This is a genomic window from Geosporobacter ferrireducens (assembly GCF_001750685.1).
Taxonomy (GTDB): Bacteria; Bacillota; Clostridia; order Peptostreptococcales; family Thermotaleaceae; genus Geosporobacter; species Geosporobacter ferrireducens.
The window spans coordinates 87159-109999 of sequence record NZ_CP017269.1 but is presented as its reverse complement, the minus strand read 5'-3'; the positions used below and the strand labels follow the sequence as shown (position 1 = coordinate 109999).

23 protein-coding genes and 1 other annotated feature are annotated in these 22841 nt (G+C 38.7%); of the genes, 16 read left to right on the top strand and 7 right to left on the bottom strand.

Features of this window, described 5'->3' with window-relative positions; all coding sequences use genetic code 11:
* Positions 1-98 precede the first annotated feature (98 nt).
* The 10 genes from Gferi_RS00580 (at position 99) to proB (ending at position 8954) form a co-directional block, all read left to right on the top strand.
* Positions 99-404: a (2Fe-2S)-binding protein gene (locus Gferi_RS00580; protein ID WP_069973764.1), complete on the top strand. Its 306-nt coding sequence runs from the start codon at positions 99-101 to the stop codon at positions 402-404.
* Entirely contained in the window at positions 401-1507 is a 1107-nt protein-coding gene (locus Gferi_RS00575) for an NAD(P)/FAD-dependent oxidoreductase (protein WP_069973763.1), read from the top strand. Before Gferi_RS00580 ends, Gferi_RS00575 begins: the two co-directional genes overlap by 4 nt.
* Before the next feature lie 23 nt (positions 1508-1530).
* Positions 1531-2031: an NADH-quinone oxidoreductase subunit I gene (locus tag Gferi_RS00570; protein ID WP_069973762.1), complete on the top strand. Its 501-nt coding sequence runs from the start codon at positions 1531-1533 to the stop codon at positions 2029-2031.
* Positions 2021-2308 carry a (2Fe-2S)-binding protein gene (locus tag Gferi_RS00565; protein WP_069973761.1) on the top strand — a complete coding sequence of 96 codons (288 nt, stop codon included), beginning with the start codon at positions 2021-2023 and terminating at the stop codon, positions 2306-2308. Before Gferi_RS00570 ends, Gferi_RS00565 begins: the two co-directional genes overlap by 11 nt.
* Positions 2301-3449, top strand: a complete 1149-nt coding sequence (locus tag Gferi_RS00560; RefSeq protein WP_069973760.1) for an NAD(P)/FAD-dependent oxidoreductase — start codon at positions 2301-2303, stop codon at positions 3447-3449. The genes Gferi_RS00565 and Gferi_RS00560 overlap by 8 nt, the downstream gene beginning before the upstream one ends.
* A 162-nt stretch (positions 3450-3611) precedes the next feature.
* Positions 3612-4049 carry a 4Fe-4S binding protein gene (locus Gferi_RS00555; RefSeq protein ID WP_069973759.1) on the top strand — a complete coding sequence of 146 codons (438 nt, stop codon included), beginning with the start codon at positions 3612-3614 and terminating at the stop codon, positions 4047-4049.
* A 32-nt stretch (positions 4050-4081) separates the two neighbouring features.
* Positions 4082-6238, top strand: a complete 2157-nt coding sequence (locus Gferi_RS00550) for an aldehyde ferredoxin oxidoreductase family protein (RefSeq protein WP_083273293.1) — start codon at positions 4082-4084, stop codon at positions 6236-6238.
* A gap of 31 nt (positions 6239-6269) precedes the next feature.
* Complete coding sequence (gene thiS / locus Gferi_RS00545; protein WP_069973758.1) at positions 6270-6467, top strand: sulfur carrier protein ThiS; 198 nt, start codon at positions 6270-6272, stop codon at positions 6465-6467.
* A gap of 134 nt (positions 6468-6601) precedes the next feature.
* Positions 6602-6786: a binding site (T-box leader), on the top strand.
* An 83-nt stretch (positions 6787-6869) separates the two neighbouring features.
* The gene (locus tag Gferi_RS00540; RefSeq protein WP_069973757.1) at positions 6870-8111 is read left to right on the top strand and encodes a glutamate-5-semialdehyde dehydrogenase; all 1242 of its coding nucleotides are present in this window, start codon (positions 6870-6872) and stop codon (positions 8109-8111) included.
* Positions 8112-8120: 9 nt separating this feature from the next.
* Entirely contained in the window at positions 8121-8954 is an 834-nt protein-coding gene (proB, locus tag Gferi_RS00535) for a glutamate 5-kinase (protein WP_069973756.1), read from the top strand.
* A gap of 70 nt (positions 8955-9024) precedes the next feature.
* Here proB and Gferi_RS00530 read toward each other — a convergent pair whose 3' ends face one another.
* Both Gferi_RS00530 and Gferi_RS00525 read right to left on the bottom strand, forming a co-directional pair.
* Positions 9025-10599 carry a sensor histidine kinase gene (locus Gferi_RS00530; protein WP_069973755.1) on the bottom strand — a complete coding sequence of 525 codons (1575 nt, stop codon included), beginning with the start codon at positions 10597-10599 and terminating at the stop codon, positions 9025-9027.
* 2 nt (positions 10600-10601) lie between these two features.
* Complete coding sequence (locus tag Gferi_RS00525) at positions 10602-11282, bottom strand: response regulator transcription factor (RefSeq protein ID WP_069973754.1); 681 nt, start codon at positions 11280-11282, stop codon at positions 10602-10604.
* Positions 11283-11500: 218 nt separating this feature from the next.
* On the opposite strand from Gferi_RS00525, the gene Gferi_RS00520 reads away from it, so the two are divergent.
* Positions 11501-12379 carry a hypothetical protein gene (locus tag Gferi_RS00520; RefSeq protein WP_069973753.1) on the top strand — a complete coding sequence of 293 codons (879 nt, stop codon included), beginning with the start codon at positions 11501-11503 and terminating at the stop codon, positions 12377-12379.
* 212 nt (positions 12380-12591) lie between these two features.
* Here the strand turns inward: Gferi_RS00520 and uvsE are convergent, their stop codons facing one another.
* From uvsE to Gferi_RS00505, 3 genes are all read right to left on the bottom strand, one after another.
* Complete coding sequence (gene uvsE / locus Gferi_RS00515; RefSeq protein WP_069973752.1) at positions 12592-13557, bottom strand: UV DNA damage repair endonuclease UvsE; 966 nt, start codon at positions 13555-13557, stop codon at positions 12592-12594.
* A gap of 320 nt (positions 13558-13877) precedes the next feature.
* On the bottom strand, positions 13878-14846 hold the full coding sequence (locus tag Gferi_RS00510; protein ID WP_069973751.1) for an LCP family protein: 969 nt from the start codon (positions 14844-14846) through the stop codon (positions 13878-13880).
* 15 nt (positions 14847-14861) lie between these two features.
* Positions 14862-15686, bottom strand: a complete 825-nt coding sequence (locus tag Gferi_RS00505) for a polysaccharide deacetylase family protein (protein WP_069973750.1) — start codon at positions 15684-15686, stop codon at positions 14862-14864.
* 211 nt (positions 15687-15897) lie between these two features.
* On the opposite strand from Gferi_RS00505, the gene Gferi_RS00500 reads away from it, so the two are divergent.
* From Gferi_RS00500 to Gferi_RS27865, 4 genes are read left to right on the top strand one after another with little or no spacing between them, the layout of a single operon-like run.
* Complete coding sequence (locus Gferi_RS00500) at positions 15898-16599, top strand: response regulator transcription factor (RefSeq protein ID WP_069973749.1); 702 nt, start codon at positions 15898-15900, stop codon at positions 16597-16599.
* Positions 16600-17991, top strand: a complete 1392-nt coding sequence (locus tag Gferi_RS00495; RefSeq protein ID WP_069973748.1) for a sensor histidine kinase — start codon at positions 16600-16602, stop codon at positions 17989-17991.
* Positions 17992-19509 (top strand): hypothetical protein, encoded by a 1518-nt coding sequence (locus Gferi_RS00490; protein WP_069973747.1) that lies wholly within the window; start codon positions 17992-17994, stop codon positions 19507-19509.
* Between the two features lie 47 nt (positions 19510-19556).
* A complete protein-coding gene (locus Gferi_RS27865) occupies positions 19557-19700 on the top strand; it encodes a hypothetical protein (RefSeq protein ID WP_156782290.1) in 144 nt (47 codons plus the stop codon).
* Between the two features lie 28 nt (positions 19701-19728).
* Here the strand turns inward: Gferi_RS27865 and Gferi_RS00485 are convergent, their stop codons facing one another.
* The gene (locus Gferi_RS00485; RefSeq protein ID WP_069973746.1) at positions 19729-20577 is read right to left on the bottom strand and encodes a hypothetical protein; all 849 of its coding nucleotides are present in this window, start codon (positions 20575-20577) and stop codon (positions 19729-19731) included.
* A gap of 160 nt (positions 20578-20737) precedes the next feature.
* The gene (locus Gferi_RS00480) at positions 20738-21514 is read right to left on the bottom strand and encodes a DUF169 domain-containing protein (RefSeq protein WP_069973745.1); all 777 of its coding nucleotides are present in this window, start codon (positions 21512-21514) and stop codon (positions 20738-20740) included.
* Between the two features lie 443 nt (positions 21515-21957).
* Here Gferi_RS00480 and Gferi_RS00475 point away from each other — a divergent pair, with 443 nt between their 5' ends.
* Positions 21958-22839, top strand: a complete 882-nt coding sequence (locus Gferi_RS00475; protein WP_069973744.1) for a carbohydrate ABC transporter permease — start codon at positions 21958-21960, stop codon at positions 22837-22839.
* The last annotated feature ends 2 nt before the right edge of the window (positions 22840-22841 follow it).

Genomic DNA, 22841 nt, shown 5'->3' with positions numbered 1-22841 from the left:
CTGAATAAGGCTTTCCTATCGAAAAAAAGCAACCAATAGATTGTAAGGGATTCTTCTCCTTAAGGAGAAGAATCCCAACTAAAATAGGAGGTGTAGACGTGAGGATTCAGGAACATCCTATATTGTTCTTTGAAAGAGGGAAAAAAGTAAGCTTTACCTACAATAATTCACTGTTGGAAGGTTATGAAGGAGAAACGATTGCAGCTGCGCTCCATGCAGCTGGTGTACGGGTTTTAAGTCATAGTCATGAAAAAAATAGACCGAGAGGATTTTTCTGTGCTATTGGAAATTGCTCATCTTGTCTGATGGAAGTCAACGGAGAGCCAAATGTAAGAATATGTGTCGAAATGGTTAAGGACGGTATGATTGTAAGAACGCAAGAAGGGAAAGGGGATATCTTATGAAGCCTGCAGAAGTTTTAATCATTGGAGGCGGCCCTGCCGGTTTGTGTGCTGCTATTAGTGCAGCAGAATTAGGTTGTAAAGTACTGCTTGTGGATAGAAATAAAAAACTGGGTGGTCAATTAGTAAAGCAGACGCACATGTTTTTTGGATCTGAGAAGCAATATGCATCTATAAGAGGCATTGATATTGCAGATCTGCTGCTTGATAAAATTGAAAATAACAAAAATGTTGAAATATTAAGTGATACTACAATTTTAGGAATCTACGAAGATGGTGTTGTAACTGCCGATCAATCGGGTAAATACTTTAAAATTAAACCAGATGCTATTGTAGTAGCTACTGGAGCGAGTGAGAAAACTCTAGCTTTCCCCTACAATGATCTGCCAGGGGTATATGGTGCAGGTGCAGTTCAAACCCTAATGAATGAGTATGGCGTAAAGCCTGGCAATCGCGTAATTATGCTAGGGGCAGGTAATATAGGTTTAATTGTCAGTTATCAATTGATGCAGGCAGGTGTAGAGGTGGCAGCAGTCGTGGATGCATCCCCTAAAATCGGAGGTTATTTGGTTCACGCTTCGAAAATTCGAAGAATGGGCGTTCCAATCTTTACAGGACATACGGTAAAAGAAGCCTATGGTTCGAAGGCACTGGAAGGTGTAACCGTCTGGCAGTTGGATGACAAATGGAATGCCATAGAGGGAAGTGAAAAGCACTTTGATGTGGATGTTATGTGTATTGCTGTAGGTTTGACACCATTGTCGGAGTTATTATGGCAGGCAGGCTGTGAGATGAAATATGTAAACGAGTTAGGTGGGTTTGTACCGGTTCGAAATGAAGACTTAGAAACCTCAGTAAAAGGAATTTTTGTAGCTGGAGATGTATCCGGTGTGGAAGAGGCAAGCAGTGCCATGGTGGAAGGATATTTAGCAGGGTTATCCGCTGCAAACTATCTCGGCTATACACTATACAATATAAATGAAAGGAAACAGGACTTGCACCAGCAGCTTGATGCACTACGTTCAGGACCAGTAGGAGAGAAGATTCGAAAAGGAATCTCAGAATTGGTCTATAAAAGTGAAGCAGCAGTTTCAGAGGAAGTATAATATATCTTCGGGAGGTGTATAGAATGCTAGAAAGAACGGGCGTACCGACTATAAAAGATCTAAAAAGTGTTATGCCGTCAGAAGAAAGATTGAATAAAGGCCCTGTTGCAGTGATCGAATGTTTTCAGAACATTCCCTGTAATCCCTGCTACACTGCGTGCAATAGGAATGCAATTAAGGAATTTGATGATATAAATGATTTACCCAATATTGATCATGAGGTTTGCAACGGATGTGGTTTGTGCGTAAGCAAGTGTCCAGGACTGGCTATTATGGTTATGGACATGGCCTACTCAGAAAATGAGGCATTGCTGAAAATACCCTACGAATTTTTACCATTGCCAAAGGAGAATGATTATGTAAGAGGATTAGATCGAGAAGGCAAATACGTTTGTGATGTCAGAGTAATCAAGGTAATGAATCCAAAGGCTTTTGACAAGACACCGATTCTCTCGATAGCAGTAAATAAAGAATTTGCTAAGATTGTACGAAATATTGGAATGGGGGATGAAGATGGACGATAAATCAATCGTGTGCCGATGCTCCGATTTAAGTGTCAAGGATATCCGTGATCTCATTGCACAAGGATATACTACCTTTGATGAAATAAAAAGAATTAGCAGAGTGGGAATGGGACCTTGTCAGGGCAGGACTTGCACCCAATTAGTTTTACGGGAGCTTTCCATTGCTACAGGCAAGCCACTTTCTGAATTGCTGCCTGGTACCTATAGACCGCCTGTTAAAGCGATCAAACTAAAGGCAATTTGTGAATGCACCCAGGGAGGTGAAGCACATGATTAAAACGGCTGATGTGGTAATTATTGGTGGCGGTATTTCCGGCTGTGCGATTGCATATAATCTATGCAAAAAAGGCGTAAAAAAAGTTGTCATTATTGAGAAAGGTTATATTTCCAGTGGTGCTACTGGACGATGTGGTGCAGGAATCCGTCAGCAATGGGGCACAGAAATGAATTGTAAGATCTCTAAGCTCTCCTGCGAATTTTTTGAAACAGCGCAAGAAGAATTGCAATATGAAGGAGATATAGAATTTAAACAAGGTGGATATCTCATTGTATCCAGTACAATGAAAGAGCATGAACAATTTAGGAAAAATGTTGAATTGCAAAACCGCCTAGGCATTCAGTCTAAGCTTCTAAGCTTAGGCGAAGCAAAAGAAATCGTGCCTTTTCTAAACACCGATGGATTAATCAGTGCCACCTTCCACCAAAAGGATGGACACTTGAATCCATTCCACGCTACCCAGGCTTTTGCCAATGCAGCGAAAAGACTAGGCGCTGAAATCTATACTTTTACAGAGGTAACAGGAATCCATGTTGAGAATGGAAAGATAAAAGGTGTTCAGACGAACAAGGGGGATATTGCGACAAACCTTGTTGTAAATGCCGCCGGAGGATATTCTCAGCTAGTCGGTAAAATGGCTGGGGTAGACTTGCCTGTTTATTCTGAAAGACATCAAATTTTAGTGACAGAGCCTGTAGAACCTATATTAGATCCAATGGTCATGTCCTTCTCGCTGAACCTATATTGTCAACAAGTGCCACACGGCAGCATTATTATGGGCCGTGGAGACGAAGGAGAACCAAGGGATTTAAGAATCACATCAGGTTGGCACTTCTTAGAGGAAATGGCAAAAACCATAACAAAGGTGCTGCCGCCGCTGGAAAATGTAAGACTTTTAAGACAGTGGGCAGGGTTATATAATATGTCACCGGACCGACAACCTATCTATGGCTCTGTAGATGAAGTAGAAGGCTTCTATCTAGCCATAGGATATAGTGGACATGGATTTATGTTCGGACCTGCTACAGGATTGCTGATGGCAGAAACGATCTTAGGAGAAGAAACGACGCTTCCGATCGATATGCTCCATATCAATCGCTTTAAGACCGGTGAATTAATATTTGAACCGTCGGTTGTATAAATCTCTATTCTTTTCACCGGAAGGGAGTATAATTGTATAAAAGTTTAACAGACTGAAATGATTCCCTGAGGTTTGAAATGAATTAATAATTGACAAATTCATTAAAGAATGTGAAAATACTGAAAAAGCACTAAAATTAATCATCTAGGAGGTGAATCACTTTTGAAACGATTAGAAAAAAATGAAGCGCAATGCATCGCATGCGGAAGATGCGAAGAAGTCTGTTCCAATGCATATTTTAAACAGCAAAACAGGGAAAAATCCTGCATTCAAATCAGCCAGGATCAAGGAGAAAGTAAAATCAATGTATGTAATCAGTGTGGTGTCTGTATCGATATCTGTCCTGTAGAAGCTTTGTATAGAGATAAGAACAATGTGGTTCGAATCAAGAAAGACCTATGTGTAGGCTGTTTTATGTGTGTTGGTTTTTGTCCGGAAGAAGCTATGAGACAACATGATGACTATATTGAACCCTTTAAATGCATAGCCTGTGGTTTATGTGCCAGAGAGTGCCCTACAGAAGCAATTTTTATAGGAAATCGGGAAGTAGATGCAGTAACAGGAGCGATTGAAGAGACAGCAGCCGTTGATGAACAGTAAAGGGGATACTAAGTAAGGGGGATGAAATAAACATGAATGTAAAAGATATGCAAAAAGCTCACAATCTTTTAGCCGAATATAAGTATGAACTTGGAAAATTAGATAAGGGTTATACGAACAGAACTTTGTATGTTAATCTTTCTGATCAAAGAATAGAATCAAAGCAAGTTACGGATCTTATGAAGGAGAAGTTCATAGGCGGTAAGGGTTTTGGGTTATGGTATTTGTGGAATGCAGTAACTTCTGAAACGAAGTGGACAGATCCGGAAAATGAAATTATTATATCCAGCGGACCTATTGGAGGGATTACACAATATCCTGGATCAGGAAAGTCTCTGGTAGTTACCCTATCACCACTTACTGGAATGCCTATAGACAGTAATGTAGGAGGATATTTCGGCCCGTTGTTAAAGTTTTCAGGGTGGGATGCCCTCGAAATACAAGGGAAAGCAGAGAAGGATGTAATCATATATATTGATGGCAATGAAGGGATCGCACGGATTGAAGAAGCACCTTTAGAAGCAGTAGACGGCCATGTGCTGGGAGAGCAGTTGACAGAAATGTACGCGGTTTCTGAAGAAGACAAACGAAATATCTCAGTAGTGACTTCCGGTACCGCTGCTGAGCATACTTTACTAGGCCTTCTAAATTTTACTTTTTACGATATTCGGAGAAAGGTAGCACGATTGAAACAAGCAGGAAGAGGCGGAATTGGAACAGTCTTCAGAGATAAGCGCATAAAGGCATTGGTAGTAAAGTTTAAAGGTGTTAAGGGCGATTTGAATCATCCAGCAGATATTTCACAAATTAATAAAGCAGGAATCAAGCTGCATAAGGAAATCAGCCGTCTCGATCACGTACAGAATCGCATGCGTCAGATCGGTACAGCAAATATCATAGAAATCATGGATGAGTATGATCTGCTGCCTACACATAATTATAAATATGGAAGTCACCCAGACACCTATAAAATTGCCTCCGATGTTTTTGTTAAGAAATATGTGACACAAGGAATGGCAGATGGCTGCTGGTATGGCTGCTCTTTATCCTGTGCAAAGGCAGCTGATAATTTCAAATTGAAAACAGGTCCCTATAAAGGACACTGTGTAACGATTGATGGACCAGAATATGAAAATGCAGCTGGATTAGGATCAAACTGCGGTATTTTTGATCCGGAATATATATTAGAGGCTAACTTCTACTGTGATACCTATGCAGTAGATACCATATCTTTCGGAACGATCACCGCATTTATTATGGAATGCTATGAGAACGGTATATTGGATAAAGAAAAAACCGGTGGATTAGAGCTGAATTTTGGAAATGCGGATGCTGCCCTTGAGCTACTTCATCAAATGAGCAGAGGTGAAGGTTTTGGTAAGATCGCCGGTCAAGGTGTTCGTAGAATGAAGAAAATGTTTGTAGAAGAATATGGTGCAGACCCAGACTTTCTGCAAGACATAGGCATGGAGCAAAAAGGATTGGAATTCTCTGAGTATCTGCCAAAGGAATCCTTAGCACAACAGGGAGGATACGGATTGACAAACAAAGGGCCTCAGCATGACGAAGCATGGCTGATCTTTATGGACATGGTAAATAATCAAATACCGACTTTTGAAGATAAAGCCGAAGCACTCCATTATTTCCCAATGTTCAGAACTTGGTTTGGATTAAACGGATTGTGCAAATTGCCATGGAATGATATTGCGCCAGAGAGTAATTCCAGTTCAGATGAACCAGCTAAAATACCAGAACATGTGCAAAATTATGTAGATATATTTAACGGTGTTACAGGGAAGAATATTGATAAGGAAGAGTTGATCAGGCAATCAGAAAGAGTCTATAACTTCCAAAGAATATTTAATATTCGCATGGGTTACGGAAAGCGGGAACACGACAGAATTCCATATCGCTCTGCAGGGCCGGTTACAGTGGAAGAATATGAGTCCAGAAAAGAAAGATATGATCAACAGTTGAAAGAAGTTTTAGATTTTGATCCTAAAGGAAAGACAACAGAGGAAAAAGTCAAGGAATTGAGAAGCTACCGTGAGGAACAATATGAGAAACTGGTTGATGCCGTTTATTTGCGCCGCGGCTGGACTATGGAGGGTGTTCCTACAGTAGAAAAGCTCAAAAGTTTGGGAATGGACCTGCCAGAGGTTGTAGAAGTCGTTAGCAAACATTTATAATCAAATCATTCGTACCTGGGAGGATATCATTTTGATTAAAGTAAATGGAAGAGATTCTGATTGGGAAGAGAACCTGACAGTAGAAAAATTGCTTCAAAATAAAAGATATACATATCCTAAAATAATCGTAAGAATTAATGGAGAACTGATTAACCGGGAAGAATATGCATCAACGCCCATTCGTGATGGAGATGATGTAAAAGTGATCCATCTATTAGCTGGAGGATAGGGCGGGAAAGGATAAATGGCAGATATGTATCTGCCATTTATTTAAGTCTACTGAAAGATAAAAGTTCATCAAAACCTATAAAATTCATTGACAGGAGATGTGTATTCGGATATAATCAATCATAATATTAATAAGGAAATGCAATGAAGGAGAAAAGTAAAAAAGTAATGTATCACAGAGAACAAAGCATTGGTGAGAGCTTTGTATGCTAGCTTTTTGAACCCGCTCTGGAGTATAACGGCTTGACCACGTTAAGGTCTTTCTAAGTGAGTCTGATGACTAATTAGGGTGGTACCGCGGGTAAACTCTCGTCCCTTATGGGATGAGGGTTTTTTTATATACAAAATAGGAATAATAAGGTTACATAATAATATTATGTAAATTATAAAGGAGTGAATATAGATGTCAAGTTTAATTATTCAATGTAAAAAGCTGCGAGATGCCGCTAAGGTATTGGGTATAGCCGACACAAAAACGAAAAATAAGGCTTTAGCAAATGTTGCAAAGCGACTACGGATCCATCAGGAATATATTATGCAAGAAAACGAAAAAGATGTTTTCAATGCCAGAAAAGCCGGTATAAAAGAAAGTCTGATCGACCGGCTTCGCTTAGATGAAAATAGAATAGAAGATATGATACAAGGAATACAGAAAATTATTGATTTAAGAGATCCTATTTGGAACAGTGATAGGGTATGGACATTGGAAAATGGTTTAACCATCAGTAAAATGACGGTTCCATTGGGTGTTATCGGGATTATTTATGAATCCAGGCCCAATGTAACGATTGACGCTTTTGCTTTGGCTTTAAAAAGTGGGAACTGTATTCTTTTGCGCGGGAGTTCTACATCGATACATTCTAATCGCGCTCTTGTATATGCTGTAAAAGAAGGATTGAAAGAAAGCGGTCTGCCGGAGGAGATTATCGGTTTCATTGACGATGTGGACCGGTCTGTTGTCATGGAAATGCTTACCTTAAATGAATATATAGATTTAATCATACCACGGGGCGGAAAAGAATTAATTCAGTTTGTTATCGAAAATGCTACTGTGCCAACAATAGAGACAGGAGTAGGGAATTGTCATATTTATATTGATGAGCGTGCAAATTTGAAGAAAGCTCTTAGGATTGTTGAAAATGCAAAGATACAACGACCAGGTGTTTGTAATGCATGTGAAACCATACTAATACATGAACAGGTTGCCAGTGAATTTTTACCCCAATTATATAAGCAGTTTGATGGAATTGTTGACATCATGGGCTGTGAAAAGACAAGAGGGATCATCACTGTAAAAACAGCTGAAGAACAAGACTGGATGGAAGAATATTTGGATTATAAGGTGGCCATAAAAGTTGTGCAAAATATCCAGGAAGCCATTTTGCATATTGACCGGTATGGTACGAAGCACTCTGAAGCCATCGTAACGGAAAGCTTAGAAAATGCAAACTTGTTTTTACGGCAAATAGATGCAGCAGCAGTCTATGTGAATGCATCAACACGCTTTACAGATGGAGGCCAGTTTGGATTTGGGGCAGAAATGGGGATTAGTACGCAAAAAATCCATGCACGGGGGCCTATCGGATTAGAAGAGTTGGTTACATCAAAATATACAATAATGGGAAATGGACAAATAAGAGAATAGAGGGATAAAATGCTTGCATCAATTATTGAAAACAGCAAAAAAATTGTTATTAAAATTGGAAGCAATACACTGGCCAATGCAGATGGGAGTATTAATAAGGAATTTTTGAATGCCTTAAGTGATCAGGTAGCAGGTTTAATTGGAAATGGAAAGCAAATTGTGCTGGTATCCTCAGGGGCTAGAATCGCCGGGGTAGCCACCATTGGCAAGTGGATGCGCAAGGCAGATATGCACTATAAGCAGGCTTTGTGTGCAATTGGTCAAGTAGAACTAATGGACGCTTATCGAAAAGTATTTGCTGCCCATCAGATCCATGTAGGGCAAATGCTTTTAACAAGAGATGATTTTTTAGATGGAAGCAGAACCCTAAACATTAGAAATACGCTGTTCACACTGCTGGATGAAGGGGTTGTGCCTATTATCAATGAAAATGATACCGTTAGTGTAGAGGAAATAAAGATTGGAGATAACGATACGCTGGCAGCTCTGACGACGAACCTGTGGAACGCAGACCTACTGATATTATTTAGCGATATAGACGGACTATACAATAGGAATCCCAACGAACATCATGATGCTACTTTGATTGAAGAAGTAGAAGATATAGATCAGCTGCTCACGACGGTCGAAGTTGGAGACACCAGCGATTTTGGTACAGGAGGAATCGCTACGAAGCTGGAGGCAGCAAAAAAAGTAAATAGTTATGGAATACCGATGATATTGGCTAATGGGAAGAAAGAAAGAATATTAGACAGACTCCTCAGCGGAACAGAAAGAGCCACAGTGTTTCTTCCCGGTCACAGTACAACAGGGAAAGAGCAAATAAAAACATCTCCAAAATAAGAATATTTTGGAGATGTTTTTTCATTCTATTTCATGCAAAAGCTCTAGAATACTTTTGAGCCAAGTAAGCTTATGCTGAGAATTCTTTTTGTGTGTCCGTAATGTCTGTTTCTTTAATATCTATTTCAACCCAAAAATCAACACCATTTTCTCTGTTAATAACTCCAAAGTTATTGGAATGTGCCTCCTGGATAGCCCGGACAACAGACAAACCCAGTCCTGTTCCTCCCAAATCCCTCGTTCTGGCTTTATCTATTTTATAAAAGCTGGTCCATACTTTATTCAAGGATTCATCAGGAATGGTTGACCCTGAATTATATACCGAAACCCTGATTTTTTTGCCGATAGATTCTACAGTCAGCTTGATAACTTTGTTTTTGTCTACATGATCGATTGCATTATTAATAAAATTTACGATTATTTGTTCAATTCTTACCGGATCAGCATGTGCCGTCAATTCCTCTTTTATTTCTATGGATATATGGATATTTTTATCGGTGAGGATCGGTTCATATTTTGAAACAATATCTTTAATCAGCGAGGAAATATTGAAATCAATTTTATTGATTGGAAACATGCCCGATTCAATCTGGGAAAGATCCAGTAGGTCTTTAAGCAGGCCCTCCATTTTGTCAGTTTCTTCCATGATAACATCGCAGTAAAAATTCCTTTTTTCTTCGCTCTTAGCTACATTGGCTTTAAGGCCCTCCGCGTAGCCCTGGATTAAGAAAATAGGCGTCCTTAGTTCGTGAGATACATTGGAAACAAATTCACGTCTCATTTTATCCAGATTCCGTTCACGGTCAATGTCTTGCTCCAGTTGCCGGTTTTTGCTGTTTAGTTGGCTGATTGCCTTGTCCAGGCTATAGGACAGGTGGTTTATACTTTGAGACAGTTGACCGATTTCATCTTTATGACCAATTTCTAAAGTTTGGGAAAAATCAAGATTGGACATTTTTTTTGTAATCTTATTCATTTCCATAATAGGGCGGGTAAACTTCTCAGAAATAAACAGTGCCCAAATTCCCGTAATCACAATTGTAATCAATCCGATGATTGTCGTAAAATTGTTGGATATGGATGCGTTTTCGGATATTCCAGTCATAGGAACCCATACCAAAAGGACAAAACCGTTATCCAACTGGGCTTGATAGCGTAATGTCTCAATTTTGAAATTTGGATCCTTGGTTATAAAGAAAAATGAAGTTTCGTCATAAGGTTCCCAGCCCTGTATGTTACGCTTAGGGGTTTTAGGGAGTCTAAAATCAGGCCTGGGAGGCGGACCGGGTTCGTTGTCCGGATTAGGGAGATCCGTTATAAAACCAGGCCGCTGCGGCGGACTATGACCGGTTGAAAGCGGATAATACACGGTTCCGTCTAGTGTACCGATAAAAATAGTTCCGCCGATACTCTTTTCCAACGTGTTAATTTCATAAATCAGATTTTCATCATGGAAGTCGGATTCTCTTCTTTTTTCAGCAATAAGCTCCGAAATTTTTTGACTGCTTTCAATAAGGGTATTTTTTTTATGGTTAATATAATATTTCTCGGCAAAAAATGTGTTGGAGCCATATAAAAGCACTGCAAACAGAACGATATTTACGGTCATATATATTAGCAGTTTAAATCGAATGGACACATTCATACTCATCCCTCAAATCTATATCCGAAGCCTCTGATTGTTGTAATGGCATCGCCCTTTTTTCCGAGCTTTATTCTCAATCTGTTAATATGTGTGTCTACCGTTCTCAAGCTTCCATAATATTCATAGCCCCAGACCAGATTAAGCAATTGTTCTCTGGATATGATCTTGCCTTTATGCTCAACCAGAAACAATAGAAGGGCATATTCTTTTGGACTCAAAATGATTTCTTCATTTTCCACTTTGACAGTATGGGCGGCATCATTAATTTCAAGCCCACCGTGTGCTAATATTTTGTTTTCAGTTTTACCGTTATCTATTCTTCGGAAGAATGCATTGATCCTGGCAATTAAAGCTGTAGGTTTTACCGGTTTTTTTACATAATCGTCAGCGCCAATTTCAAAACCATGTACTTCATCAAAGTCTTCACTTCTAGCCGTCAGCATAATAATCGGTACTTGGGATACCTTTCTAATCTCTCTGCAGACTGTCCAGCCGTCGTATTCAGGAAGCATTACATCCAAAAGAATGAGATCGATGTTCTTACCCGAGTTTTGAAATGTATCCAGTGCATGTTTTCCATCAGGAGATTCTATAATGATAAAACCTTCCCTTTCAAGGAAATCTTTTAAAAGGATTCGTATTTTTAATTCATCATCAACAACTAAAATAGTTTTCTTCTCCAATTAAATCCACCTTACCTTATCGAATAGATGCTTTGCTAGAAAGATTATATCATATTCTTTTTTCCAATCTAAGTGAAAATAGATTTGTTGACAAAACTGTTACAAAACCTATTTTATTTTGTGACAATATGTAAAAAAAACTGAAAAAAACAGAGTGTATGATAGAGATGTGCTCAAACAGGGCAAATAAAATTTTAACCATGAAAGGAGAATAATGTATGAAAAGGAAAGCAGCATCTATCGTAAGCACGGTTGTAATCGGAGGCGCACTTTTGGTCATGGGAGGTGTAGGATTTGCGAATAATGTCAATGTAAATAATCCATTAGATCAAAAACTGGGTATAAACCAATCAAATGAAACAAGTCCCGGAAAAATGGGAGGGGCAATAGGGGAAGAAAGACCCGGCCCAATGGACCAAACTGGAATGAGAAACCAACAGGATATGATGAAAACACTAACGGAAAGTCTCGTAAATGCAGGAATTATTACACAGGAAACCGCAGAGAAGATGGTCAGCTTCTATGAGGAAAAGAATGAAGAACGAAAAGCTGAGATGGAAAAGACAAAAAGCATGACGGAAGAAGCACGTAAATCATATTATGAAAGCAGAAAAGAGGAAAAGCCGGAAGGTAAATCCGATTTTACGGCAGAAATGGTTGCTGCCGGGATACTAACACAGGCGCAGGCAGAGGCCATCCATACATATCAAAAAGAACAAATGGGAGTAAAGATGAACGATAATCAAGAAAAACGTCAGGAAGAAATAGAAAAACAGCTGGCTAGTCTTGTGGATGCCAATACAATTACAAAAGCACAAGCGGGTACGATCCTGGTTTATTTAGAACAGGAAAAAGAAACCCGCAAAGCTGAAACGGAAAAGTCCAAAGACATGACAGAGGAAGAGCGCAAAGCTTATTTTGAAAGCAAAAAAGGCGCAAAACCTGAGGAAGGTGCAGCAGCCGGCCCTATGCAGAAACTGGTGGAGGATGGAACTTTGACACAAGCGCAGGCCGATACAGTTGCCAAAGTGTTATACCCCCAGCGCCTTGAAGGCGAACAGCCAGGCAGGCCGGAAATGAAAACATCAAATAATTAGATTTGAAAAGGTGAATCAATGATGAACACATTGTAATACCGATTAGAAAATCAAAGGCATTATCGATGGATGATGCCTTTGGTTTTTTGATTGTAGTGAAGTGTTCGAGTTTAAAGATCTTTCCGGAGGTGTAGGAAGCATGATTCCAACTGGAATATTTCTTATATGCGGGGAAGTCAGCGTCAGTACCATGCTTGAACGGTGAACCCACATTAATGATATATGAAAGACGCTCCATCTACCATTTCGATATTGCTGTAAGCTTTCAACTGTTCTACTAAATTGAACAAAGCAATATCTTTATTTTTTGCCTCAAGCATGGCATCAAAGTTCCGGTTACAGGTTTTAGCCTGCTGCAGAAAATGATAAAAGAAATTCACATCAACATCATCTGCATGGGCACGGATATTTTTGCCTGGTTTAGGACTGGATACATGAATTTTCGGAGGGTAAATTTCATTATCCCAGGTCTTAAAGATATCTCCCAGCAGCTGGGACAAATTTTCTCCATTATTATTGCACCAGTGGTGATGGATGTCCAGTACCATAGGGATGCCCAGGTCTTTGCAGATAGATAATGCATCACGAGCAGTATAAACCTTATCATCATTTTCCAATACAATTCGATTGCGGATCGACGGCGGAAGCTTGACAAAATTAGTCTTAAAACGTTCAATTGCTTTGGATTTGCTGTCGTAGATTCCTCCGACGTGGAGTACGAGCTTAGCTTCTTTTTCAGATAAATTCATTCCCTCAAATAAATTAACATGATACTTAAGATCTCTGAGGGAAGAAGCAAGAATATTTTCTTTTGGGCTATTCAGTAGTGTAAAGTGATCCGGATGGGCACTTACTCTTAGCTGATGCTGCTTAGAATAGCTGCCAATATCCAGCAGTTCTTGCTCAAAGGCTTTTGTATAATCCCACTGAATCACATCTGGATGAGTGGCTAAGGGAATCAGTTTTGAAGTAAAGCGGTAGACCTTTATATCGTGAACCTGGTTATGAATCAGAATTCTTTTTGTATTCGCCAGATTTTCTTTTACCAAGTCCTTGAGCCGGTAGAGTTTTGATTCATCATCTTTCAGTTTTTCATAGCTTTTATAAGTAATGGTTTTATTAGGTGAAGCTTCATGCAAAGACAAAGAAATTGCAACATAACCGAGACGAATGATCATGATAAATCATTCCTTTCTTTGGGAGCTTATGCAGTTTACCTGGTTCGACAATAATATTCTACTAGATATCTATAACAGACCCTTAAAAAGACAAAAACAGCATCATATCATATGATAAGGGTTATCATTTGATGGAGAAAATAATGTCGAATGTGCGGGCAGCAAGACACCCTTATGATCATTAAAACTAATAATTGTATGATTTGCGATCTGCAGAAATTTATACGAGGGGCTTTGTGGATGAAATACACGGGGAGCCGCTATCAATTGGTGAATATTAACCTGTTGACGGCGGCTCCATCTATGCGGTTGAATAATTTTTAAAAAGAGCTTTTTAAAGGTTCGATCTTAATATCATTGTAAATATATTGATATAAATGATCCGATGTAACCTGAAGGTCCGTAGTTAGATACCATACTTTATTGATGATCTCTCCTTTACAGTATCCATACAGAGGAAATCTATACCAATCCATATCAGAAATGCCAAGCTTGTACAGGTCAACGCCTAAATGGATAATATCTGTCCCGGACATATTTGTTTGTACATAGGGCAGAAGGGATGCGGCAAATTGAGGATATTTGGAAATATCCCGCTCTTGAATTTTTTGTACCAGTGCGGTTAGGACATTTTTTTGCCGTTCGGATCTGTCAAAATCCCCTTCACCTACGTTTCTGATTCGGGCATAAGCAACAGCTTGATTGCCGTTTAACAACTGTTTGCCGGGTTTTTGGAGGGGTGTGGGTTTTTCTTTTTTGATTTTGGCAACTTCCTCCATATATTTGTTAATTTCCTGTATTTCATTACGCTTTATATCAACTTCCACCCCATCTAAGGCATCGACAATTTTGGACAGCCCTACAAAATCCACAGTAGCATAATGCTGGATATCCATATTGAAATTTTCATTGATCGTCCTAACGGCAAGCTCAGGGCCACCGATGGCATAGGCCATGTTAAGCTTTGTTTTGCCCCGTCCCGCAATATCCACATAGGTGTCCCGCATTAGTGAAGAAAGTTTTATTTTTTTATAGATATGATCGACTGTAACAATCATGATGGCATCGGAATGGGCAGCTTCGTGTTTTTCGCGGCCTGTATCAATGCCGAAAAGCGCTATATTCATAACTTTATTATTTTTTTCTTCTGTAGCTTCTTGAGAAGGAGGAGACGTATGCTGGCTTTCCGTATTCTTTTCACCGGGAGGCTCCCGGAAAGAATATGTATAGGTGCCCGCAAGAAAAAGAACAATAAATAACAGTAGTATCAGAATAACTTTGCCCTTCATTTTTTATCCTCCATTTTAAAAAGTATAATCTTCCAGCGTCTTAAAAACATAGCCTTGGACTTGAAGGTAATCAAGGATTGCAGGTAATGCTTCTGCAGTTGTATGCTTGGTATTGGAATCATGCATCAGTATCACTGCCTGATCACGGCCTTGGGTAGTTTCTACAATCCTGTCCACTAACTTTTCAGTGGATACATGCAAGGCTTCTGCATCTCCGTTAAGTGCGTTCCAGTCTAAATACTCATAACCATGGTCTTTAACAGCTTCCCGAATGAGCTGCTTTTTTTTACCAAAGGAGCCTGCAGGAAAACGGATAATTTTTGATGTATAACTTTCTCCTAAAATTGATGCCAATACCTCATCACATTTTTTAATATCTTCAATAAAAGCGGCAGGACTTGCATAGATTTTTTTATAATCATGGGAATAAGAATGATTGCTGACAAAATGGCCTTCTTCATGAATTCTTTTTAAAATATGCGGATGGGTTTCTGCCATTTTTCCCACTACAAAAAAAGTTGCTTTTATCTGATAGCGATCCAAAGTATCTAGAATTTGAGGCGTTATATTTGACGATGGACCATCGTCAAAGGTTAAATAGGCAATTTTCTTTTCTACATCCTCCGCGGCATCTAGATCCTGAATATCGGAGGGCTCAGGTGTTTCTTCATTCGTCTCCGGTTCGACGGGAATTTCTATGTCCTGATTTTTTTCAATAGATGAAGCTTCTACCGTTCTGTCGGCCGAAATATTAGCCAGGTGTCCGCCAAACCCTGTAAGGGGGATGAGCATCAGGAACAGCAGGGAGATCAGAAGGGTTGTTTTGATATAGCGGTGCATAGCATGTCCTCCTATTCTGTTTCGTTTGGATTCGATACTTCTATGCTACAATGTTTCAGTCGACATTGATTTACAAATTTATTAAAAAAGTTTACGAAAAGGTTAAGAGATTTTTACCAATTTTTCTTTTAGGATTGGGAAAAATTTTTGGTAGCCCTAAAAATAAAACTATAGTACAATACCAATTAAGTATAGAGATGGAGTGATTGACATGGAAGAAGAAAAAATAAATGTACTGGTGGTAGAAGATGAAGCTTCTATAAGGAAATTTATATCTATTAATTTAAACAGAGAGGGCTTTGCGGTAGTGGAAGCTGATTCGGGGGAAGCGGCCATAGAGATGGTCAAAATATTTCAACCTGCTGTGATTATCCTCGATGTCATGCTGCCGGGAATAGATGGCTTTGAGGTATGCACGCAAATTAGAGAGAAAATGCCTAATGCAGTAATCATTATGCTGACTGCCCGGAGCCAGGATATGGATAAGATTATGGGTTTAGAGTTAGGGGCAGATGATTATATGATCAAGCCATTTAATCCATTGGAACTCATAGCGAGGATACGTGCAAACCTGAGAAAAATGCAAAAGGTAGCTGTTATACGGGATCAATGGATCTCATTTGCAGGTCTTAAATTGGATTTGGATGGACAACGGTTTTATAAGAAAAATATAGAAATAGAATTGACGCCAACAGAGTTTGCAATCATGAAAGTACTGATGAAAAACCCTGGCAAGGCTTATAGCCGTGATGATATACTGAATCTGGTATGGGGTGAAAACTATTTTGGAGATATGAAGACAGTAGATGTGCATATACGAAGGCTTCGGGAAAAAATCGAGGATAATCCTTCAGATCCTCAATATATTGAAACGGTTTGGGGATTTGGCTATAGGCTGCGGAGGGATCAATAAATGAAAAGTATTCGCAAAAGATTGGTATTTTACTTTATGTTTATTATCATCATCACCGTTGTTACGCTGGAAATTTTCCTGATCAATAATGTTAAACAAAATTATTATAAAAACCTGGAGGATAGCCTGCATAATCAAATCAAGGTATCTACCGATCTTTATCATCGATATTTTGCTGATGCTACTCTTCATGAAAATGTGCTGAACAATGTGGATACCTTTTGGAAGCAGACCTCTGCGCAAGTGGAGATTATTGATACAGATGGAAATGTTCTAATGGATTCCATTGGGATCATCCCTGCTAATGTGGTTGGTATGGAGGATGTGAATAAAGCGCTTCAAGGACAGACGGGAAAATGGATGGGTAAAGTAGAATATGACAATGAAAAAGTGATGGCCGTATCCTATCCGCTGTATTCTGGAGAAGAAATTGTAGGTGTACTACGTTTTATTACTTCTTTAAAAGAAGTGAATAAGGATATTCGGAAAATAGCTACAGTCTTTATGGCCTTTGGCGCCTTAGTAATCGTGATTTCTGGATTTGTCAGCATTTTTCTGGCAAGTACCATTGTAGACCCGCTGCAGGAAGTCACTGCGGCAGCTGAGAAGATGGCTTTAGGTGATTTTAAGACCAAGAGCCAGAAAAGAGTCGATGATGAAATCGGCAAGCTCTCCGACACATTAAACTACATGGCCAGCGAAATTCTTAAGAAAGAGGAATTGAAAAATGACTTCATTTCATCGGTTTCCCATGAACTGAGAACGCCGCTAACCTCTATCAAGGGTTGGGCGGTTACGCTAAAGCAAGGATATGAGGATCGGGAAATGCTGACAGACGGCCTGGAGATTATAGAAAAGGAAAGTGATCGTCTGACCCATATGGTTGAGGAACTCTTAGATTTTTCAAAGTTTGTTTCAGGAAAAATAACCCTAGAGAAGCAGCCAGTCGATATAACTGGAATTCTGGAACACATCAGAAAGCAGTTAACCCCTCGTGCTATAAGAGATCAAATTGACTTTCAGATTGTATATCCGAAGGGATTACCAATAACTTATTCTGATGAGAACAGATTGAAGCAGGTATTTATTAATATATTGGACAATGCATTCAAGTTTACATCTCCAGAGGGAAGGATAAGGCTGGAGACTTCCTATGAAGATGGTCAATTTCTATTTCATATACGAGATACGGGATGCGGTATTCCTGAAGAAGAACTTCCAAAGATAAAGGAAAAGTTTTATAAAGGGAAATCCAGTAAATCCAAAAATGGAATAGGTTTATCCATTTGTGATGAAATAATAAAACGAATGAACGGGAAATTGGAAATCACCAGCAAACTGAATGTGGGTACAGAAGTTGCAATAATATTGCCATTGCAGGAGCGTGAATAAATGAAAAAGATTAGGCTGATTATTTTATTAACGCTGATAACCCTATATGTTACCGGTTGTGTTAACATAACTACTAATTCCGTACAAATGCTTACGGCACCGAAGAATCAGCAAATACCGGTAGGCGGAACCTGGAAGATTATTGAAGTTTTGAAGACCGCAGCTAAAGATTCAGTGACTGTAGAAGAAGCATGGTTGGAGAAAACTGTGCAATTTACTCCGGATTACATGGTGTTAGGAGAGTATTTATTAAAAGAGCCTCGCTATAAAATAAAGAGAGTAGACGGAGAAGAGTATCTTTTATACAGTCGAAGGTCTATACCTAAAAATATAGCGCTGCCTTCTAAAGAAATAGATGTGATTACTATAACTGATCAAGATAAGTATTTTTGCGAAATTCTGAGGTTAGATGCAGATAAGCTGGTATTAGAAATTCATAACTATAGTTTTTACCTGGAAAAAATTTCTGATGAAACGACCCATATAGTACTGAATACTGACGAAGAGAAGAATCGTGCACAGAGCTTAAATATTGTCAATTACCGTGAAGATAATTTGACTCGGACAGGAGTTTTGGTAGGACTTCGGGCTTTAGAAGAAAATGGAGATCCTGTGCCTAAGTATCGATATAGAACGCTATGGATTGCAGCAAAGAACAAGGAACTGCATCCGATTCTAGAGACTAAGGATATTTTTTTTCCAAGGAAAAGCGGTTTCTGGAAAATGGAAGTCCAGAGAGAAATGGAAGGCGATTGGGCTGAAGATTTTCTTTTAGCCTATAATGTGGCAACAGATAAAACCAATAGCACTTGGGATTTTGAAACAGCACTGCAGAGAGAGCCGGATAAAACAGGAGGGATCAGCAGACAGATAAATTATGTAGGCAATGACTATGTATCTATTGAAACCGCAGGCGTTGGAAGCTATAAAGGCAGCAGCGGGAAATGGAAGGAAAGCAGATTACAGATCGTGCCGATAGATAACCTGTCTAATAAAAGAGGTGTTACAATCAGAGATTTGGCAGGGGAAGAGGGGATCTCTTCCATGGAAGCAGGCAGACAGAGAGTGCTTCAAGACCGAAAACTTCGTAATCAGAAGATTATGGATGCGGCGAGGCTGGAGGAAAACTTTGGGTTAGAGAGAAAGATGGGACATTGGTTTTACAAAGGGAGAGTCAGCTATTTTGAAGGGGAGGATATTCATTTTGTGGATTACAATATCAACTTAATCCCTTCTCTAAAACTGGTGTTTTATGATGAACTATCTGTCCCGTGGACACAAATTAAGGATAAAATACCAGGAACCATTGATGTATATACTTCTCCAAACAAAGATATTGCATTGGTGGTTACAAAATCAGAAATTATGGTTTATGGCATTGACAATGGTCAGCTTCAAAGCAATCCTTTGGGTAAAATCGCACTCGAAAAGGGAGAAACGATCATTATGGCCGAATGGGCCACCGGTTCCTATGTGGAAAACTGGGAACAGACCTTTATGAGTGTAAATACGCCCTAAAAAGATTTTATGGCAATTATCTTCAAAATTCTTTAGGGGAAGAAGACTTGCAACATTCCATTAAGTTGTCTCAGCTGGGAAATAATAATAGTCTGTATAAATGGGTAAAAGTAGAGGAAATAAAAGAAATTACCGATTTATTTCCTCCAAGTAAAAAAGTCATAGAGGTATTTATCCATGAACTGTTCTAAAAGCTTTAGTCTAAGACAGCATAAATGATTATTTTATAAGAAAGGTTGAGTATTGAAGTCCACTTATTTTCCATTTTTCATTCTCGTATTTCCATAGGGATTCTACTTCAGAGATTGTGTCCGCATTGCAAGAGCCAATGATCCGCTGATAACCGCAGATTTCATAAGTACCATCTCCATTATAGTCAATAGGACTTAGTTTTGAAAAGGGTATGGCATAGGGGATTGTTTCTGATAGTAGTTTCCCGTCTTTATCATAAATACCCAAATCGATATATGCATCTTTGCTGGAACTCAAATCCAATCGGATAGTCTTACCCAGATGGATAAATTCTATTTCTGCCAGAAATCCATCTATATATTTTCCGTCAATGGTTGCTCCATAATTATCCTTTTCCCCAAATATAACTATAGAAGTATTATCCTTAAAAGAAGCGATTAAATGTTGAATAATTCCGCCGCTCCCACCAGTTGCTGCGGATAGCATTACATCTTTTATTTTGTCTCCATCAAAATCCCCTAAAAAAAGGGTGCCTTCATAACCTGACAGGTTTTCGCATGTAGCTTCTGAGTATATTTTAGATTTACCATCCTGAACGATAATCCTTAGATTTTCAGCATAAATATCATCTTTACTATTCAGCTTATCACCTATCAGCAGGATATGATCCGCTTCATTGTCCCCCGTAACATCTGCCGATTGATAGTCAATAATATAAGTATTTTCTGTAGTATTTAATGCTTTATTTGAAAACCTGTTACCGATTTGATATTTATTCTCAGCTGCTTGCGCCCGCGTTAAATTGGATGCGCTTAGTGCGATAGCACCTGCCAGTAGCAGAGCAGCAGCTGCTTTTGAAATTTTTTCCCTATCCATTGAGGTTCCTCCTTGATATGTATTTTATATTATCAATTTTATATGCCATAAAAAAACAAGTCGTTACAAAGAAGTTACAAAACAATATTATGACACTACTTATGATAAAATATATATCAAGGAGTGATCTATTTTATGGAAGATAACCAGGTATCCAGCCCTATTTACCACTTCGATAATAACTTGTTCCCAATTCTACATCTATATCTATTTCTTTTTCCTTAGCATATTCTGTTATTTTTCTCTTTCTACTATTAGGCTCGCTTGGATTCAAGGTCTGAATAATCCCTTTTGCTATTGTAGAAAACATATGAAAAGGCATGCCAACTCCCATTTCATTGTCATTCCATTTAGCTGCAAGTCTTGTATTTGCACATAAAAGTGATATATTCAAGTCATTATTTTCATATGGGGTAGCAGTGCATTCCGAGCACAGTCCCTGATTACCGGTAAGTTTAATGTTTTTAGCAATACCATAATGGTATGAATAACCCTGTACTATCCTCATGGCCTGATAAGGATTAACAATCATTATAACAACATCAGCTTCTTCTTCAAAGCATTGAAGTGGTTTCACAACAATACCATAAATTTTATGGTCAATATAGGTTACGTTTTTTTGAACTTCTTTTGCAATGCCAACGCTGTTATACATTTTAAACGAGTAGTATAGTCTGCCTGATATGATTTCATCATTTACATCCATTAATCCTAAAGCCCTTGCAGATGCTTTGCAAAAAAAATGATTCAAATTTGCTTTAAAACTTCTTCCTTGTGAAGCAAGTCTTACTGTATTACAATAAGACATTTTAAACTTAACTTGTTCTACATTGATATGTTCAAATTCTTCTTCAGTAAATATAAATTTCACTCCAACAATATCTCTTGAAAGGTCTAAGATACAATCTAATGTTTCAATTTCGTTAAATAATTCCATGTATATCACCTTCAGCCTATTTTTAGATTTATATCTACTATATCATAGTAGCGACAATAAAAAGTCGAAAAATGATTTTATAAAATGTTTTGAGCAGAGGTCAGGGGAGATTAGAACTGATATATTTTGGTTACCGCAGGAGCTACAGGTAATTGCCAGACTGAGCAGTATCATATCATTGATGCATTCACGATTTACGGGAAGTACTTAAAAAATAACGCACTCATAAGGAAAACTTAAGAAATTAATAAGAAATTATTTAAAGAAAGCCTATCCCTCTTCGGTAGAATGAAGTTATCGAACGGATAGGCTTTCATAATTTCAGAAAGGGGATCTCGGAGATGAAAAGAAAATAGATCATGCAAATGTTTAGAAAGCTTCATATGGTTGATTAAAGTAAGGCATATGACTTAAAAGTGAATTATATCGCAGGAGGATGGAGGATGTCAGCATTATTAAAGTCAGGAAAAAAATATAATAACAAAACAGCACTATTCTTTCTTGCACCAAGTCTTATCGGGTTTTTGATCTTTTTCTTTGTACCCTTTGTAGGCGGGTTATATTATTCATTCGTAGACAGTCCGGTGGGTGGCAGCTTCGTTGGGCTGGCAAACTATATCGATCTCTTGAGAAATGCTGTTTTTTTAAAGGCCGGATATAACACCATGGTTTTTACAGCAATTGCAGTTCCTCTCAATATTCTGTTCTCTCTTGGGTTTGCTCTGCTGCTTAACAGGAGGATTTACGGCAGGAATATTATACGTATGGGTTTTATCATACCCCTGGTGGTTCCGGTGGCATCGGTTGTTCTGGTATGGCAGATATTGTTTGATATTAACGGCTCCATAAATGCCCTTATTTCTTCCTTGGGCTTATCGCCAATAGACTGGATGAAGACTGAATATGCAAGGCTTGTAGTCGTAATAGTATATTTGTGGAAGAACACCGGATATAATATGGTGCTGTTCCTGGCAGGCCTTCAGAACATACCGCCGGAGTACTACGAAGCTGCCGATATTGATGGGGCAAGCAATTGGCATAAGTTTAGAAACATCACACTGGTTTATCTGACACCTACAACATTTTTCGTATTCGTAATGTCTATAATCAATTCCTTCAAGGTGTTCAGGGAGGTATATCTGATTTCCGGGGCATATCCTCATGACAGCATTTACATGCTGCAGCATTATATGAACAACAAATTTGCATCCCTGGATTACCAGATGCTAACATCAGCTGCATTTATCATGGCTGTTGTCATTTACATACTTGTACTGTTTTTATTCAGGATTCAAAGAAGAATCAACAGTACAATAGGAGGTTGATA

Coding starts and splice junctions, on each gene's coding strand:
- proB (WP_069973756.1), top strand. CDS start 8,121: ATGCTTGCATCAATTATTGAAAACAGCAAAAAAATTGTTATTAAAATT.
- Gferi_RS00520 (WP_069973753.1), top strand. CDS start 11,501: ATGAAAAGGAAAGCAGCATCTATCGTAAGCACGGTTGTAATCGGAGGC.
- Gferi_RS00495 (WP_069973748.1), top strand. CDS start 16,600: ATGAAAAGTATTCGCAAAAGATTGGTATTTTACTTTATGTTTATTATC.
- Gferi_RS00480 (WP_069973745.1), bottom strand. CDS start 21,514: ATGGAATTATTTAACGAAATTGAAACATTAGATTGTATCTTAGACCTT.
- Gferi_RS00565 (WP_069973761.1), top strand. CDS start 2,021: ATGGACGATAAATCAATCGTGTGCCGATGCTCCGATTTAAGTGTCAAG.
- Gferi_RS00505 (WP_069973750.1), bottom strand. CDS start 15,686: ATGCACCGCTATATCAAAACAACCCTTCTGATCTCCCTGCTGTTCCTG.
- Gferi_RS00510 (WP_069973751.1), bottom strand. CDS start 14,846: ATGAAGGGCAAAGTTATTCTGATACTACTGTTATTTATTGTTCTTTTT.
- Gferi_RS00475 (WP_069973744.1), top strand. CDS start 21,958: ATGTCAGCATTATTAAAGTCAGGAAAAAAATATAATAACAAAACAGCA.
- Gferi_RS00540 (WP_069973757.1), top strand. CDS start 6,870: ATGTCAAGTTTAATTATTCAATGTAAAAAGCTGCGAGATGCCGCTAAG.
- Gferi_RS00575 (WP_069973763.1), top strand. CDS start 401: ATGAAGCCTGCAGAAGTTTTAATCATTGGAGGCGGCCCTGCCGGTTTG.
- Gferi_RS00530 (WP_069973755.1), bottom strand. CDS start 10,599: ATGAATGTGTCCATTCGATTTAAACTGCTAATATATATGACCGTAAAT.
- Gferi_RS00485 (WP_069973746.1), bottom strand. CDS start 20,577: ATGGATAGGGAAAAAATTTCAAAAGCAGCTGCTGCTCTGCTACTGGCA.
- Gferi_RS00490 (WP_069973747.1), top strand. CDS start 17,992: ATGAAAAAGATTAGGCTGATTATTTTATTAACGCTGATAACCCTATAT.
- Gferi_RS00500 (WP_069973749.1), top strand. CDS start 15,898: ATGGAAGAAGAAAAAATAAATGTACTGGTGGTAGAAGATGAAGCTTCT.
- uvsE (WP_069973752.1), bottom strand. CDS start 13,557: ATGATCATTCGTCTCGGTTATGTTGCAATTTCTTTGTCTTTGCATGAA.
- Gferi_RS00570 (WP_069973762.1), top strand. CDS start 1,531: ATGCTAGAAAGAACGGGCGTACCGACTATAAAAGATCTAAAAAGTGTT.
- Gferi_RS00550 (WP_083273293.1), top strand. CDS start 4,082: ATGAATGTAAAAGATATGCAAAAAGCTCACAATCTTTTAGCCGAATAT.
- Gferi_RS00560 (WP_069973760.1), top strand. CDS start 2,301: ATGATTAAAACGGCTGATGTGGTAATTATTGGTGGCGGTATTTCCGGC.